This window comes from Haliea sp. E17, assembly GCF_048323675.1.
Taxonomy (GTDB): Bacteria; Pseudomonadota; Gammaproteobacteria; order Pseudomonadales; family Halieaceae; genus Mangrovimicrobium.
Genome location: NZ_JBLWFK010000002.1, coordinates 163,592 through 179,069, shown reverse-complemented (window position 1 = coordinate 179,069; position 15,478 = coordinate 163,592). Strand labels below are relative to the sequence as shown.

Sequence of the window (15,478 nt, the reverse complement as noted above, 5' to 3'; positions counted from 1 at the left end):
TTTCAATGATTTGCGACTAAACATGGTAGTATCTACCGTTGTTAGTGGACTTGGACAGCTGTAAATAAGACGTTCCGGGCGTGATAAATATTCCAGCCAGGGAATAAAATTGGACGCTGGGACGTCCTCATTTTAACAGGAAAGATATGGCAGCGCTCAGTAATTCACAGCGCGAGAATCTGATGGCCGAGTTGAGCGGCCTGCGCAGGTTCTGCTACTCGCTCACCGGCAACAACGCCGATGCGGACGATTTGCTGCAGGCGACGGTGGAACGGATTCTCCAGAAAGGCATGCCTGGTGACGCCAACCCGATGAAGTGGAGTTACCGGGTTTGCCGCAATGTCTGGATTGACGAGCTTCGCTCGCGGGAAGTCCGGGCCCGTTACCCGGAAACGGTGGACGAGTCGGAAGCCTCCCTCGCCACCGAGGCGATAGCCGAGAGCGAGCGCGAGGTGGCCGCGGTTTCCGCGGCGCTGGCGCAACTGCCCGAGGAACAGCGACTGGCCCTGACCCTGGTCACGATCGACGGCAAGACCTACGCGGAAGCGGCGGCAATATTGAATGTACCGACCGGCACCATCATGAGCCGGATCGCCAGAGCAAGAAAGCAGTTATTACAAACCCTGAATTCGGGGACTACAGAGCAATGAAACCAGAGATCAACGACAGCGATTTTGAACTGCTATCCCAGTACCTCGACGGGGAACTGGACGAGCTGTCCACGCGCCGCATTGCCCAGCGCCTGCAGGCAGAACCGGCTTTGCGCGCGACGCTGAACCAACTGGCGGCACTCGACCAGAACATCCAGCTCAGCCTTGCCGGCCGCGGTGACGTACCCGCGCACGTGGCGGCACTGCTGCGCCCGGCGGCCCCGGCAGCGGCCTTCCGCAAAAACCGGCAGTGGCACTACGCGGTCGCCGCATCCCTGGTCGCCGCAGCCGGCGCCCTGCTCGCCGTACAGCTGCAAACCGGCAAACCCAGCGGCCCGACAGTGGCCGACGTACTGGAAATCACCCCTTCCATGGCTACCGGCTGGCAGCCGCTGGCCGGCGATCGCCGCATCCGGCCGATCCTCACCTTCCGTGACGTGGACGGCGCCTGGTGCCGCGAATTCCTGCTGGACAACCAGGGCAAGGGCTCGCGGGGCGTGGCCTGCCGCGACCAGGGCAAGTGGGAAACCCGCATCGCAGTAGCCGCCGAGCTGCCCGACGGCGGGCCCGAGATGTTCCGCCCGGCCTCCTCCTTCGATGTCGACGCGGTGGCCGATTACACCGCCCGTCGCGCCGATGGCATCGCCCTGTCCGCGGGCGAGGAATCCGCGCTTATCGCCGGCGACTGGAAGGCCGACTGAGTCTTCTTTCCTGCCTTACGGGCACATTTTTGCTGGCCGCTTGCTGACGCTGCGGCCTTTTTTTTGCCCGCAGTTAAGCCCGAGTAGCGCCCCGCTGCTGATACCGCCAGGCAACTACGCGAGACCCGGCGCCACAGCGGGCGGCAATCGGTCGAATGGCTTGGATAGAGGGGGAAAGCGAGACAGGGCCTGTCGCCCCATGTAGACGACAGGCCCTGGAGACCAGGGCGGAGGGCTAGCGGTCCCCGCTCTGAGAGACTGAACACGCAGGCCGGCCGGATCCTCTCCGGCGGCCCGCGGGAATAAGTGAGGTCTGCAGTGACGGCCACGCATTCTGTGGTGGCTCTGGGGCCTTGCGATGCGTACCCAATTGGCCGTTCACCCGTTACCTCTGGTGTGGTGTTTCACTCCACTCACAGGGTTGACGGGTGGGCCAGGGGATTTATTCCACCGATAGTGAAAAAATTTTGAATTATTCCCCGGCCAGGCGGCGCAGGACATAGTGCAGGATACCGCCGTGCCGGTAATAGCTGAACTCGTTGGGCGTATCGATACGCACCACCGCCTCGAAAATCACCGGTTCGCCGCCGTTTTCCCGGGCGATCACCTCGATCCGGCCCTGGCCGGGCTCGACCACCGGGATATCGAAGTGCTCCTCGCCGTTGAGACCGAGGCTGGCGGCGCTCTCCCCGGGCAGGAACTGCAGGGGTAGTATCCCCATGCCCACGAGGTTGGAGCGGTGGATCCGTTCGTAGCTCTCGGCGATGACCGCGCGCACCCCCAGCAGTGACGGCCCCTTGGCGGCCCAGTCGCGGGAGGAGCCCGTGCCGTATTCCTTGCCGGCGATCACCACCAGGGGCTCGTCCGCCTCCCGGTAGCGCTCCGCGGCGTCGAAAATGGAGGTCTGGTGACCGTCGACGAAGCAGGTGGTCCAGCTGCCCTCGGTACCCGGCGCCAGTTCGTTGCGCAGGCGGACATTGGCGAAGGTGCCGCGCATCATCACCTCGTGGTTGCCGCGCCGGGAACCGTAGGAATTGAAATCCTTCTGCGCCACGCCGTGCTCCACCAGGTACTTGCCGGCCGGGCTGTCCGTCGCGATGGCCCCCGCGGGCGAGATATGGTCGGTGGTCACGCTGTCCCCCACCTTGACCAGGCAGCGCGCCCCGACGATCGCCTCCAGCGGGCGCGGCTGCGCCGGCATCCCGTCGAAGAAGGTGGGTTTGCGCACGTAGGTGGATTCCGGCCAGTCGAAACGCTCGCTCGCCGCCACCGGCAGGTCGTTCCACACCTGGTTGCCGGTATAGACGTCGGCGTAGCGTTCCTTGAACATCTGCGGGTCGACATTGGCCGCGACCAGCGCGTTGATCTCGTCGGAGGTCGGCCAGATGTCCGCCAGTTTGATGACATTGCCATTGGCGTCGCTGCCCACGCCGTCAGTGGCGAGATCGAGGCCCATATTGCCCGCCAGCGCGTAGGCCACCACCAGCGGCGGCGAGGCCAGGTAATTGGCGCGTACGTCCGGGTGGATGCGCCCCTCGAAGTTGCGGTTGCCGGAAAGCACCGAGGTCACCAGCAGGTCCCCGCTGTGGATCGCCGCGGTGATGTCGTCGGGCAGCGGCCCGGAATTGCCGATACAGGTGGTGCAGCCGTAACCCACCAGGTAAAACCCGAGGGCTTCGAGATCGGCCAGCAGGCCGGTCTTTTCCAGGTACTCGGTAACCACCTTGGAACCCGGCGCCAGGCTGGTCTTCACCCAGGGCTTGACCGCCAGGCCCAGCTCACGGGCCTTGCGCGCCACCAGCCCGGCCGCTACCAGTACCGCCGGGTTGGAGGTATTGGTGCAACTGGTGATCGCGGCGATCACCACCGCGCCGTGCTGCAGGTGAAATGCATCCCCGTCGCGGTTGACCTGGACACCCTTCACCGCCTCGATACTGGCGGGCGGGCTGCCGCCCTCCCCGGCCCAGGACGACTCCTCCACCGGGGTGACGTGGAGGTCGTGGAACTCCTGCAGCACCTGCTGGAAACTGCGCTTCGCCGCGCCCAGGGCGATGCGGTCCTGGGGGCGCTTGGGCCCGGCGAGGGACGGCTCGACAGTGGCCAGGTCGAGGCTGAGCCCGGAGCTGTAGTGGGCGTCCGGGCTGCTGTCATCGTGCCACATGCCCATGGTCTTCATGTAGCTTTCGATCAGCGCCAGCTGCTGCTCGTCGCGCCCGGTCAGGCGCAGGTACTCGATGGTTTTCTCGTCCACCGGGAAGATACCGCAGGTGGCCCCGTACTCCGGCGCCATGTTGGCGATGGTGGCGCGATCCGCCAGGGTCAGGCTGGCGAGACCCGGGCCGAAGAATTCGACGAACTTGCCGACCACACCGTGCTTGCGCAAGAGCTCCGTCACCATCAGCACCAGGTCGGTCGCCGTCGCCCCCTCGGGCATTTTGCCGCTCAGCCGGAACCCGACGACCTGGGGAATCAGCATGGTGACCGGCTGGCCGAGCATGGCGGCCTCCGCCTCGATGCCGCCGACGCCCCAGCCGAGCACGCCGAGGCCGTTGATCATGGTGGTGTGGGAGTCGGTGCCCACCAGCGTATCCGGATAGGCGAGCCGGCGGCCGCCCTGCTCCGCGGTGAACACCCCGCGGGCGAGGTATTCCAGGTTGACCTGGTGGACGATGCCGGTGCCCGGCGGCACCACGCGGAAATTGTCGAAGGCCTGCTGGCCCCAGCGCAGGAAGCGGTAGCGCTCCAGGTTGCGCTCGATCTCCACCGCGGTGTTCCGGTCGAGCGAATCCTCGCTGCCGAAATAATCAACCATCACCGAGTGGTCGATCACCAGCTCCACCGGCGACAGCGGATTGATCTTCGCCGGCTCGCCGCCGAGCTCGACCATGGCGTCGCGCATCGCCGCGAGGTCCACGATGGCCGGCACGCCGGTAAAATCCTGCAGCAGGACGCGGGCCGGGACAAAGGCGATTTCCTGGTCGGGCGTCGCCTGCGGGTCCCATTTGACCAGCGCCTCGATATCGTCGTCGGTGACATAATCCTCGTGGCCGTGGCGCAGCAGGTTTTCGAGCAGGATTTTCAGGGAAAATGGCAGCCGGGTTACATCCCCGACCTCGCCCAGTCCGTCGAAGGGATAGATGGTGAAGTTCTCACCACCGACGTTCAGGCTGGATTCCCGGGAGTACCGACTGCTCATAACCATTCCTCCTGATTGGCCCGCCGCGGCCTGGGCGCGCTATGCTGTAGGGGCATTCCGCACTAACTATAGCAGGGGAGAACGGCATGGCGCAGGAGAGAGCGGTGTGAAACAGCGCAGCGAACACGACAGCATGGGTGAGGTACTGGTGCCCGCGGATGCCCTTTACGGCGCGCAGACCCAGCGGGCGGTTGACAACTTCGGCCTGTCCCGGCGCCGCATGCCCGCCGGTTTCATCCGCGCCCTGGCACTGGTCAAGTGCGCGGCGGCCCGGGCCAACGCGCTGTGCGGCGCGCTGCAACCAGCTGTCAGCGAGGCGCTGGAAAACGCGGCCCTGCAGGTCGCCCGCGGCGACTACGCCGACCAGTTCCCGGTATCCGTGTTCCAGACCGGCTCCGGCACCAGCAGCAACATGAACATGAACGAGGTGATCGCCCACCTCGCCAGCACCGGCAGCGGCCTCGCCATCCACCCCAACGACCACGCCAACTGCAGCCAGAGCAGCAACGACGTGGTGCCCACGGCCATCCAGGTCGCGGCACTGGAAGCGCTGGCCAGGCAACTGGAACCCGCGCTGGCGGCGCTGGTAAGTGCTGTCGACAGCAAGGCGCTCGAACTCGCCACCGTCACCAAGACCGGCCGCACCCACCTGATGGATGCCATGCCGCTCACCTTTGGCCAGGAACTGGGTGGCTGGTCGGCCCAGTTGCAGGACTGCCAGCAGCGCCTGGGCGAGCTGCAGCCGCGCCTCGGCAGTTTGCCCCTGGGCGGTTCCGCGGTGGGCACCGGGGTCAACGTCCCTGCGCTTTACCCCACCGCAGCCGCCGCGGAACTCTCGACACTGTGCGGCCTGCACTTCAGCGTGGCGCCCAGCCCCTTTTCCCGCATGGCGGGCCAGGACGTGGCCCTGGAATTGTCCGCCGCCCTGCGCGCGCTGGCCGTCGTGCTGACCAAGATCAACAACGATTTGCGCTGGATGTCCTCCGGGCCCCTCTCCGGTCTCGCCGAGATCACCCTCGAAGCCCTGCAACCGGGCTCCTCGATCATGCCCGGCAAGGTCAACCCGGTGCTGCCGGAAGCCGTACTGATGGTCGCCGCCGAGGTTATCGGCAACGACAGCAGCGTCACCATCGCCGCGCAATCGGGTAGTTTCCAGCTCAACGTGATGCTGCCGCTGATCGCGGAAAAACTGCTGGGCAGTATCGAGGGCCTGACCTGGGCCTGCGCCGCCAGCGCGCGCAGCACCAGCGGATTCCAGGTCAACCGGGAACGGATAGAGGCCAATCTCGCGTCCAATCCGATACTGGTTACCGCGCTGAATGCGCGCATCGGCTATGAACAGGCGGCGGTGATCGCCAAGCGCGCCTATGCGGAAAAGCGCCCGGTGCTCGATGTCGCCGAGGAGGAAACCGGGCTGCCGCGCGAGGAACTCGCAGAACTGCTGGACCCGCGCCGCCTGACCAATTCAATGAACTGAGCGGGTCGCGACGCGGGGAGTCTCCCGCTCAGTCCAGTCGAAACCCGATGTACTGGCGGCGGGAGAAACGGCCGCTGAGTTTCGCGCCGATGTCCGCCGCCCACATCTGCGGGCCATACTTGCGCCGCAGGGCCTGCAGGGCGAACTGTTGGCCCGCGGGGTCGTCGATCAGCCAGGCGCTGCCCGTGCGGTATTCGTCGAGCAGTGTGCCACTGAAGGTACAGGGGGCGACGCGGCAGGCGGAAAAGTTGCGCAGGCGCTTCACCTTGCCGGCGCCGCCCGCGCTGAAGATATAGAAACAATCCGCGCCGGGCGCGAACCAGACCGGGGTATCCACCCACTCCCCGGTCCTCTTCAATGTCGAAAAGCTGATGTAGGTACTGTCATCGAGCCAGCTGTTCTCGCCCATGGCACTCCGGTCTCCCGCCTTCCTGTTCACCGTACCGATTCCGCCATCACTCGACGCTGAATGGCAGCACGAAGCCCGCCGCCAGGGGTGCGGGCATCTCGGCGATAAACGCGTACCTGCCAGGCGCCAGGTCCACAGTGAAATAACCGTGGCTGCCCGCGGGCAGGTCCTGCAGCCCCCCGAGGAACTCCACCGGGGCCGGGTCCTGCAGCCCGTCCTGCGTGCGCCAGTCCATCCAGGCATCGGCCAGCGCCGTGTCCACCGCGCTGGCCACGCGAATCAGGTGCACATCGTTGCCGACAAACGACGGCAGGGCCTGCTGCTCGACGAAATCGACCCTGATCGTGTTGCGGCCGGCGACCAGCTTGCCGGCATCCAGTTCGAAACCGCTGTTGCGCACCGCCAGCGTAACGTTGGACCCAGGCTCTGCGGCGCCGTTGTCCTGCTCGCTGACATGCAGCGGCAACAGCATGCCCAGCTGCCCGTCGCCCGGGCTGGTGGTATGGAAAATTCCGTCTTTCTTGACGTAGCACTCGATGATGTAGTCTCCCGGCGCGAGGTAGACCGTGGTCTCGCCGGTGCGGCCCGCGCTCAGCAGGCCGGGGCCGCCCATCCGCGCCAGATCGGCGAGCCAGGACGGGAAGGTCTCCATTACCGCCGTCGCCGCGGCGTCGTCGCCGGCGTTCAGGGCGTCCATCAGCACCTGGAAGGGGGCCGCCAGTTCAGTGGAAAACTGCCCGGCGGTCACCCCCGCGGGGGGTTTATCGATAAGCGCGAAGTGTGTCATCGGCGATGCATTGACGAAGCGAAAGGTGGTCCAGCCAGAGGCGATTTCAGCCGGCCCCTGGAACTGCATTCCCACCGCGCGCAATTCCACCAGCCCGGCGGGTGGATTCCCCTCCCCTTGCTGCGCGGCAAAAGCCGGTGTCATTACTGCCAATCCAAGGCAGGCTGCCAGCAGTACGCGGGTCCATCGGGGCCACATACGCTATCCTCCATTTTTGGCCAGTTGCGCTAGCAGTGTAGCGCGATTACGCCACTGGCAGCAGCGGGAGAGACAATCCATGCAGCAGGCGATCGTGGGATACCATCGCGACGAGGAGCAGCACTGGGTCGCGGAACTGGCCTGCGGCCACTGCCAGCATGTGCGGCACAACCCGCCCTGGGTAATGCGCCCGTGGGTAGTGGCTTCCGCGGGCAGGCGGAAAATGCTCGGTCACCTGCTGGAGTGCCGCAAGTGCGACGAGCATGCGCCGCGGGACTGGGACCACGCGTGAGGTTTGCCCAGCTACCCCGGGGCTCGCGCCAGGGGTATTGTCAGGGCGCCCAACGCTGGTTCAGCGCCGCGGCGACCCGCCCGGAAATCAGATCAAGGCATTCCCTGACCGCCGCCTGCATTTCGCTCGAATCGTCGGCCAACCACTTGTCCAGGTCGGACGCACCGGAGCGGGCCTTGAATACTTTTGAGCCAATGGCGGGTTCACTGGTGGAATCATCCAGCGTAAAGGTGAGCCTGGCGTGGGTTCTCAGGAAGATCTTCTGGTCCCGGTTCACGAACTCCATCGATTCGAGCACCAGGATGGCCTGGATTTCGGCGGACTCCGGCGGGGCGAGCATGCCATCGGGCAGCTGCCGTTTTACTTCGGCGACCAGTATCGACTGGAAATCCCGGTTGAGCTGCAGATCGTGGAGTTTTTGCTCCAGTGCCGCGGAATCCTCCGCCGATACCCCGCTAAACCCGTACATGGCGCCGGCCACACCACCGCCCAGCCAGCCGATCAAGCCAAAACCGCCCGCGCACAGTCCCCAGTAAGGCCCGCAGACCGCGCCTGCGGCCATCCCGCTGACGCCACCGGTCGTTGCCCCCTTGCCGAATCCCTCCTTGGCCCGGTCGGTCTTTGTTTCCGGCGTGACTATGTCGATGAGGTCAGTCTGGCTGATCAGGGAAATGGATGAGAACGTCCCGTAGGGTAATCCGGGGGGTTCGGGTTGTTTGCTCGCACAGGCTGCGACGAGCAGGACCACGGCAAGCAGGGAGGTGTTCTTACGATATGCCTGGATCAAGGGAAGCCCTCCGCAATCCACCTACCGGGACCTGGCGGTGACAGTTTACGAGATTTCCCGGAATTCAATCAGGCAAACTGTCCTAGCGAAACAACAATCGCGGCTCATGCATATGAAGAGCGGCGAGACGAGCAACTTCACTTGGCGGGCTTGACGGCAGGCGGGTTCCAGTTACCCTCGAGAATCTCCCAGCCGGGAAGATAGAGCCGCACAATGTAGTTCCAGCCCTCAGTGATCGGCAGGTAGTTCGGCTGCTTGGGGTCTCCTCCGAAGTGGATCGTGATACTGCCGTCCCTGTTAGCTTTACCCGTGATATTGTTCAGCGAGTAAGCGTTGTATTTGTTGGGCGCAAAGAAGCCCTCTTTGTCATAAACGGAAACCGACCAGAAAGCCTGTACTGGCACATCTTTTGGCATCGTGAGAACGTAGGGAGTCTTGCCATCGTTCTGCTCGGGTACAACGTTGACGTATGTCGCTCCCCGCGACGGGTTTCCGCCCCAACCCAGGGCGGTCGCCCCCAGGTGGCTAATCGGGTCGACTTCACCCCGCTTGCCGAAACCAGCAGAGAAATCGCTTGATTGAATGGCGAGAGCGTTGATGGCATTTCGGGTTTTCTTCAACGAATCCAAGTCCCAATCGGGCAACACCAGTGTACCAGGAGAGGCCTGCGTTACCTTGATGGCGTCCTGCAGGTCGTGGGCTGCCTGCATGTCTTCCGAACTGTCGGGATTCACAAAAGTTCGAAACAGGACTATCGCGTATCGGGTTCCGACATTATCCAGGGTCAGCGTGACTTCACCCGGGCCATTCTTCAGGACCGGGTTGTAGTTGTCCTGGTCAATAACCAGCAAGGACTGGAAACGCTTTCCGGAATCCGGCTTGGTAATGGTGACCGGAGAAATAAGGTCAAACACACCCATTGAATACAGAGTGTCGCGATTTCCCCGGATCGTGGTCTGGTTTTCTACCGGGTAGACCTCTCGCAAATGGAGCATTTTACCTACCCCGCCCGCTTTGGCAGCGTACTCCTTGAATTGAAAATCACTCTCTGCACGGACGTAATTCTCCATAGTGACAGGGACAGTCTGGGCATGGGTGGAAAATGGCAGCAGAGAGAGCACCGCGGTCAGAGCAAGAAAAATATTCTTCATAGTTTTGGCTTCCCATTAAATGCTCGATCAAACGATAATTGCCAAAGGCCCGTTATCACCACATGCCAGACAAGCCATCAAAAACGGGAAGTTGGAGAAAACAGCATAGTCCATGCCGGTAAATTATTTTTCCTGGTTTTCGCCTTCTCTTGATATCGATCAATTAATGTCCTCCACACAATTGATTCATCCGCACAAAAACGATAGCGGTCAACTGGATGGGGTCAAAATGTTTGAGCTGGCTGCCACCGCTTCCACCTCGCTGGAGAAAGCCGGAGACCCTGCGTGATTTCAGTCTTCCTCGCAGCCTTCATCCTCATTGATACAAAAACCATCTGCTTCCGTGAATGTCGCGTTGTCGTCAAGGCCGATAGCGCCGACCTCTATCTTGACGGGGGTATCCGCAGGCAAGGACAGCAGATATAGAGCTGGCACATCGACCGCGAATGTTGCTCCCGATACACGAACGCTGAAAATCTCATCACCGATAGGGACGCCGTCTTCCACGTCGGGAGCCAGGACGACCTCAAACGCCGCAACCGGCACTCCAGAGGGGTCGGGAATAATGTCGGTAACTTCCGAGATCGGCTCGACACCATTTTCCTCTGCATCTTCTGCATCTATCGGTGCGCAATTGCCAAGGTCATCTCCCCCAGTCCAGGTGATGGTACTACCATCGAATTCGACGTCTTTCGGGGCGGCTGGAAAATTAAACGTGAGCTCGGTCTCGCCGGTTAGCTTCTCACCGTTCTCACCCTTTGCTGAAAAGATATAAGTCCCGGCTGCCCAGCGATCAACGAATTCCCGAAGTGTAACCACGTCGTCCAGTTCGTCTTCCTCTGGGTCGAACCAACACAACGGCTCTGCGCTCTCGCCAAAATTCTCGGTAATTTTTTGATTTCTGAACGCACCAAAAACTCGATTTTCATAGAGTTTTTCTCCACTCGGACCGGTTATACGCATGGAGCGCAAATCGTCCGCATCACCGAGGAAGTGGAATCCAATATCGCCGTCGGAAGAGTTGATCTCGACCAGGACTTTGCACTTGCCAAAATCCCCACAAGGCTCGGTAGCCCGAACAGGCAAACCACCTGCCCCTAGCGTTAAAGCAGCGATTGCCGAAACCAGTGGAGTTTGAAAGAACTTCGTTACGCGATTCATACGGAGTACCTCGCTGTTTCAGGTTGGTCGAATAGACAAGTCACCTTGTTTGCGAAAAGCTCCATCTCTTGATGCATCGGACCTCAACCTGACCCCAACAGGACTCCATTGTCCGATCAATGCTAAAAAGCTAGTAGATGATATAAATCCGTCAAGGACCGATAGGTATCCACTTGCAGGCGTACGCAGCCACTTCCACCTGAAGGCCTGGATCGGTAACGATTACTGGTACCAGTAATGAACAGGCCAGTTGCCAGGCGCCAGATTCATGGTGCGCTCGACTTTTCCGAACCACGGATTGTTATCGCTGGTCGCCGGGCACCGGGTTTTCGAGCAAGCGGTTTACATAGTCGCGGAAGTCGCTCGATAACAAATACGAATAATCCGCCCACCACATCCTTGGCCCTGGTAGCGTGAGCAGCCATTCGAGCGCCGCCGATTCATCGATCTGATTGTTTACGAAGGCCTGCTGCTGGCCATAGAAAGTCAGGGTTAATAGCGCGTCAAACTGGAATCCATCGATTTCACTCAGCGACGCGCGGTCGTGAACGCCGGTGCGGAAAATGCGGGCAACTTCACGATCACTCGCGATGATTCGCGTCGCCTCGTTGAGTCCGTTGCGGATCGAATCCGCCAGGGAGGAAGCCACGAGTTGGCTGTTCTGGCGAATCTGCATTGCCAGGTAGGCGACCGTGACAATAACGCCAAGTGCGCCGAGAATTTCCGCTACCGCACCAATCGCTTCCCAATTCAATTTGCGTCCTCCCGCAGTTGCCCTGCTTGAGAAGATGTACTGCAAGTTACCTGGAGTCTGCCGCGCCGGCTATGCGACCTTCCAGAACGCGCGCATTTGAGAAATTTTTGCTGCGTTGTCAAAAATGAAATGGTCGACTATCGGGCCGACCCTGCGCCGTCCGGAACCTGATTTGACGTCGGCCGCCAGTATCGCAATCGCCTCATTGCCACACACGATTACCGCTTCCATCAGCCACAATTTCATCGGGGAGATAGCCTCGATTTCCGACCACAAAGCCGTGCCTATCTCCGCCACGCCCCTGTAGGTAGATACCCCGACGGGATCTTCTATAACTGCGTCTTCAGCCCAGATTTCAAGCCAGGCGCACTTATCGTTATTGCTCAGGGCATGGCAATGGGTTTCGATTGACCTTACGATGGCGTCCTGGTGTTGCATCTCGTCGCTCTCACAAAAAAGTCCGGCCTTTTGGCCCAGGGGTTCTGCAACCACGGAGCCCAACGTCCAGGTACAACAGGGCTGTAAAAGCGCGATTCAGCCACCGCGCGCCAACAATCGGCCCGATTCTGAACCGCGCGGGCTCCTCCCTGAGCCAGTGAATTTTAACGCTGAAGTTGCGCGTCGCTACCAGGCGTAAACCACCCCACTGTAGTGTCCCGCGGTCAACTGACCTTCCACCAGGGCACAGTTACCGTTCGTTTCCTGAGTGAGCAGGCGCAGTCGGTATTGTCCCGGCCCAGTCTTGAGGTAATAACCTCTGCCAGAGTTTGGAACGACGTCGCCATCCTTGGCTGTTGTAGCACCCAGCCAATCGGCCTTTCCGGTTTCGTACGTCGGCGGTCCATCGTTGCGGAAAGTAAGTGTGCCAATCACATTACCACCGTTACTCATTGTACCGTCGAGGTTGATTCTGGTTCCCTCCTGCAAGGAATCGGAAAACGTTGTACTCGTGATATTCAGTGTAAATTCACCAATTGCTTTTCCAGGTTCCATGACCCACCTCCCGACAAAAACGCTCTATTGCGTAGTTGCAAGACGCGGATTTGTGCACACCCAAACCCTTCGTCCTCAGGCGAATTCTAGACGCAACGCTTGAGCGCGAGCGGGGTATTTTTAGACTCGTTTGGGCTAACTCGTAAAGCTGAAACAGCCACGCGGAATTAGGCCCGCCGGGATACGGACGGTCAGGCAGATTGCCTTGCATTTAAGTAGTTGCGCCTGCTTTTGGGCATGCGCCAATGGCGGAAATCGGGCGAAAATGAACCAGCAAGATCCCCGGGTACTTGCCTTGCGCTCAGGGGTTGATTGCGCTGTTGCCTGGCGCGCACCGATTCGCTCAACTGAGTCAAATCAATGGATTATGGCGGGGGTAGAAGGATTCGAACCCTCGACCCACGGCTTAGAAGGCCGTTGCTCTATCCAACTGAGCTATACCCCCGCGGGAGGATCGTACCGCACGCGGTACAGGTGCCGGGCCTGTCGCCCGGCGGGGGGCATTATATCCATTGGCCGGTGCGGGTGCCAGAAAAGTGCCCCCGCGGGAGCCCAACACCCCGATGGTAGTTTCCCGGAAGAGCAGCCGCTAGCGAATCACCAGCGATGCGCCCACCGCTTCACGGTTTTCCGCCGCGACTTCACCCTGGCCGAGCAGTTCGAGATTTTTGCGCGGCGTCACCACCACCCCGGCCAGGATCGCCGCATTGTTGAAGGCCTCGCGGGCCGCGGCATCGTCGCCGAGGCGAAATGCGGCAACCCCGAGGTTATTGAAATAGCGCCAGCGCGAGCGTGCCGAGGCATTGGCAATGGCCTGTTCACAGTGGGGGCGGGCTTTCTCCGGCCTGTCCTCCTCGAGCCAGGCGCGGCAGGCGATGCCGTGGTGCCGGGCCATCGATTCACCCGCTTCGGGGGCGGCGGTAGTGTGTTCGAGGATATCCAGGGCCTCCCTGGCGTCGCCGCCGCGCAACGCCCGGGTGGCGGAGTTGAGGTAGACGATGTCGCCGCTGCCATCCTCGGCCGCGACCACTCGGGGGGCGTGGAAGCCCACCGCCAAGACGGCCGTTACCCAAAGGACCGGCCACGTTCGTAATGTCAGCATGTCAGCACCTCCTGTTTTCTGCATGCTCTCGGAGATTCCAGACTAGAATTACAGGAGTGATAGTGCAATAAGCCAAATGACGAATATGTATACATAAATGAATACGAATAAGGTGGACACGGACTGGGACGACATCCGGGTGTTCCTCGCGGTCCTGGAGCACGGCAACCTGGTAGCGGCAGCAGAGCAACTGGGGATCTCCCAACCCACCGCCGGGCGCCGGCTGGCGGCCCTGGAGGCCGCGCTGTGCCTGCCGTTGTTCGTCCGCACCGGGCGACGCATGCTGCCCACGGATGCCGGCCTTTCCATCGTGGAAAGCGCGCGGCAGATGCAGCGGGAAATGCACGCGATCCAGCGGCTCACCGACGGCCAGCACCGCGGCCTGCGCGGCAACGTGCGGATTTCCGCCTCTGAAGGGACCGGTTCCAAGTGGCTGGTCCCGGTGCTGGCCGAGTTCAAGCGCAAGTACCCGGAAATCACTATCGACCTGCGTATCGAGGCGCGCAATGTGGATCTCGTGCAGCGGGAGGCGGATATCGCCCTGCGCATGGGCCGGCCCACCCAACCGGCCCTGATCGTGCGCAAGCTGGCGACCGTCGGTTTCGGTTTGTACGCGTCATCCGACTACCTGGAGGGCTTCGGTGCGGTGAACGGAATCGGCGACCTCGACAACGCCGACTGGGTGCACGGGCACTTCAGCGAGCGCGTCGACGATGTCCTGCTGGAATTCCTCAGCCGTCACCAGCTCAGCCACCGTATCGGGCTCTCCACCAACAGCCCCGCGGCGCAAATCGAGGGGGTGCGCCGCGGCATGGGCTTCGGCCTGCTCTCGCATCGCTGGGCCACGATCTACCCCGACCTGCGCCAGGTGCTGCCAGACCTCTCCATGCAGCGCATGGAACTGTGGCTGGTCACCCACGAGGACCTGCGCCACAGCGCCCGGATCAAGGCGGTGGCCGACCACATCGCTGAATCCGCGCGGCGCTCGTCGCCCGCCCTTGCCGGCGAGGCGCCCGAGGAAGTCGTGTGGTAAGGCTCCGGTTTACCTGGCTCGCACCACGGGCCAGTCGCAGCGCTGCAACAGAACCACTAGAATGTTCCTGTTTCCAGACCTGACAACAGGCTGTTTTCCCAATGTGCGGACGCCTCAACCAGACCAGCGACCTCTCCTGGCGGGACTACATCGCCACCATCCGGATCGAGAGCCGTTTCAACGTCGCGCCCACCGAAGAGCTGTACCTGCTGCGCGAGCAGCGGATCGAGCTCGCCCGCTGGTGGCTCACCCCCGGCTGGGCGAAGGAAGTCAGCAACAAGTACAACATGTTCAACGCGCGCGCAGAAAAACTCGGCCAGTCACCGGCCTTTCGCGGGCCGTTCCAGAACCAGCGCGGCATCGTGCCGATGAGCAGCTTTATCGAGTGGCGCAAATCCGGCGACAGCAAACAGCCCTGGTCCATCGCCTGCGAATCCGGAACGCTCTACGCCGCTGCCCTGTGGGATGTCTGGAACGGCGGCGAAACTCCCCTGCTCTCCTGCACCATCGTCACCACCGAAGCCCCGGCGGCCTTCCAACCCTGGCACAACCGGATGCCGGTGTTACTGGCGGAGAATGAAATCGAGCGCTGGATGGATAACAGCGCACCGCTTGCCGCGGATGACCCGATCTTCCGGCCGGAGCTGAAATACACCTGGCTGGTGGCGCCGCTCGACAAGGCCGTCGGCAATGCGAGGAACAAGGCGCCGGAACTGATGCAGCCGATTGGCGAGGTGGTCGTGCTGGAATAACGAGCAAACAGCGAAAAACCGGCACTTCCTTACCG

17 protein-coding genes and 1 tRNA gene are annotated in these 15,478 nt (G+C 61.9%); 7 read left to right on the top strand and 11 right to left on the bottom strand.

Going from position 1 to position 15,478, the window contains the following annotated elements:
• Window positions 1–182 precede the first annotated feature (182 nt).
• A complete protein-coding gene (locus ACNKU3_RS03970; protein ID WP_418258118.1) occupies window positions 183–650 on the top strand; it encodes an RNA polymerase sigma factor in 468 nt (155 codons plus the stop codon).
• The gene (locus ACNKU3_RS03965) at window positions 647–1,351 is read left to right on the top strand and encodes an anti-sigma factor family protein (RefSeq protein ID WP_418258117.1); all 705 of its coding nucleotides are present in this window, start codon (window positions 647–649) and stop codon (window positions 1,349–1,351) included. The genes ACNKU3_RS03970 and ACNKU3_RS03965 overlap by 4 nt, the downstream gene beginning before the upstream one ends.
• A gap of 472 nt (window positions 1,352–1,823) precedes the next feature.
• Here the strand turns inward: ACNKU3_RS03965 and acnA are convergent, their stop codons facing one another.
• The gene (gene acnA, locus ACNKU3_RS03960) at window positions 1,824–4,553 is read right to left on the bottom strand and encodes an aconitate hydratase AcnA (RefSeq protein WP_418258116.1); all 2,730 of its coding nucleotides are present in this window, start codon (window positions 4,551–4,553) and stop codon (window positions 1,824–1,826) included.
• Window positions 4,554–4,680: 127 nt separating this feature from the next.
• On the opposite strand from acnA, the gene ACNKU3_RS03955 reads away from it, so the two are divergent.
• Window positions 4,681–6,024, top strand: a complete 1,344-nt coding sequence (locus tag ACNKU3_RS03955; RefSeq protein ID WP_418259017.1) for a class II fumarate hydratase — start codon at window positions 4,681–4,683, stop codon at window positions 6,022–6,024.
• A gap of 28 nt (window positions 6,025–6,052) precedes the next feature.
• Here ACNKU3_RS03955 and ACNKU3_RS03950 read toward each other — a convergent pair whose 3' ends face one another.
• Both ACNKU3_RS03950 and ACNKU3_RS03945 read right to left on the bottom strand, forming a co-directional pair.
• Entirely contained in the window at window positions 6,053–6,433 is a 381-nt protein-coding gene (locus ACNKU3_RS03950; protein WP_418258115.1) for a hypothetical protein, read from the bottom strand.
• 46 nt (window positions 6,434–6,479) lie between these two features.
• Window positions 6,480–7,364 carry a hypothetical protein gene (locus ACNKU3_RS03945; protein ID WP_418258114.1) on the bottom strand — a complete coding sequence of 295 codons (885 nt, stop codon included), beginning with the start codon at window positions 7,362–7,364 and terminating at the stop codon, window positions 6,480–6,482.
• 133 nt (window positions 7,365–7,497) lie between these two features.
• On the opposite strand from ACNKU3_RS03945, the gene ACNKU3_RS03940 reads away from it, so the two are divergent.
• Window positions 7,498–7,710 carry a DUF3565 domain-containing protein gene (locus tag ACNKU3_RS03940; protein WP_418258113.1) on the top strand — a complete coding sequence of 71 codons (213 nt, stop codon included), beginning with the start codon at window positions 7,498–7,500 and terminating at the stop codon, window positions 7,708–7,710.
• A gap of 40 nt (window positions 7,711–7,750) precedes the next feature.
• Here the strand turns inward: ACNKU3_RS03940 and ACNKU3_RS03935 are convergent, their stop codons facing one another.
• Together ACNKU3_RS03935 and ACNKU3_RS03930 are read right to left on the bottom strand one after the other, a co-directional pair.
• Window positions 7,751–8,518, bottom strand: a complete 768-nt coding sequence (locus ACNKU3_RS03935) for a hypothetical protein (RefSeq protein WP_418258112.1) — start codon at window positions 8,516–8,518, stop codon at window positions 7,751–7,753.
• Between the two features lie 116 nt (window positions 8,519–8,634).
• Window positions 8,635–9,648, bottom strand: coding sequence for a DUF1214 domain-containing protein (locus tag ACNKU3_RS03930; protein ID WP_418258111.1), 1,014 nt, complete (start codon window positions 9,646–9,648; stop codon window positions 8,635–8,637).
• A gap of 112 nt (window positions 9,649–9,760) precedes the next feature.
• On the opposite strand from ACNKU3_RS03930, the gene ACNKU3_RS03925 reads away from it, so the two are divergent.
• Window positions 9,761–9,937: a hypothetical protein gene (locus tag ACNKU3_RS03925; protein WP_418258110.1), complete on the top strand. Its 177-nt coding sequence runs from the start codon at window positions 9,761–9,763 to the stop codon at window positions 9,935–9,937.
• A gap of 2 nt (window positions 9,938–9,939) precedes the next feature.
• On the opposite strand, the gene ACNKU3_RS03920 is transcribed toward ACNKU3_RS03925, so the two are convergent.
• The 6 genes from ACNKU3_RS03920 to ACNKU3_RS03895 form a co-directional block, all read right to left on the bottom strand.
• On the bottom strand, window positions 9,940–10,809 hold the full coding sequence (locus ACNKU3_RS03920; protein WP_418258109.1) for a hypothetical protein: 870 nt from the start codon (window positions 10,807–10,809) through the stop codon (window positions 9,940–9,942).
• Between the two features lie 301 nt (window positions 10,810–11,110).
• Window positions 11,111–11,563, bottom strand: a complete 453-nt coding sequence (locus tag ACNKU3_RS03915) for a hypothetical protein (RefSeq protein ID WP_418258108.1) — start codon at window positions 11,561–11,563, stop codon at window positions 11,111–11,113.
• A gap of 69 nt (window positions 11,564–11,632) precedes the next feature.
• Window positions 11,633–12,001: a nuclear transport factor 2 family protein gene (locus tag ACNKU3_RS03910; protein ID WP_418258107.1), complete on the bottom strand. Its 369-nt coding sequence runs from the start codon at window positions 11,999–12,001 to the stop codon at window positions 11,633–11,635.
• A 186-nt stretch (window positions 12,002–12,187) separates the two neighbouring features.
• A complete protein-coding gene (locus ACNKU3_RS03905) occupies window positions 12,188–12,556 on the bottom strand; it encodes a hypothetical protein (RefSeq protein ID WP_418258106.1) in 369 nt (122 codons plus the stop codon).
• 368 nt (window positions 12,557–12,924) lie between these two features.
• Window positions 12,925–13,001 (bottom strand) — tRNA-Arg (locus tag ACNKU3_RS03900).
• A gap of 144 nt (window positions 13,002–13,145) precedes the next feature.
• On the bottom strand, window positions 13,146–13,658 hold the full coding sequence (locus ACNKU3_RS03895; protein WP_418258105.1) for a hypothetical protein: 513 nt from the start codon (window positions 13,656–13,658) through the stop codon (window positions 13,146–13,148).
• A gap of 97 nt (window positions 13,659–13,755) precedes the next feature.
• Between ACNKU3_RS03895 and ACNKU3_RS03890 the strand changes: the two genes are divergently transcribed.
• Both ACNKU3_RS03890 and ACNKU3_RS03885 read left to right on the top strand, forming a co-directional pair.
• Complete coding sequence (locus tag ACNKU3_RS03890; RefSeq protein WP_418258104.1) at window positions 13,756–14,691, top strand: LysR family transcriptional regulator; 936 nt, start codon at window positions 13,756–13,758, stop codon at window positions 14,689–14,691.
• Window positions 14,692–14,792: 101 nt separating this feature from the next.
• Window positions 14,793–15,443 carry an SOS response-associated peptidase gene (locus tag ACNKU3_RS03885; protein ID WP_418258103.1) on the top strand — a complete coding sequence of 217 codons (651 nt, stop codon included), beginning with the start codon at window positions 14,793–14,795 and terminating at the stop codon, window positions 15,441–15,443.
• Window positions 15,444–15,478: the final 35 nt, after the last annotated feature.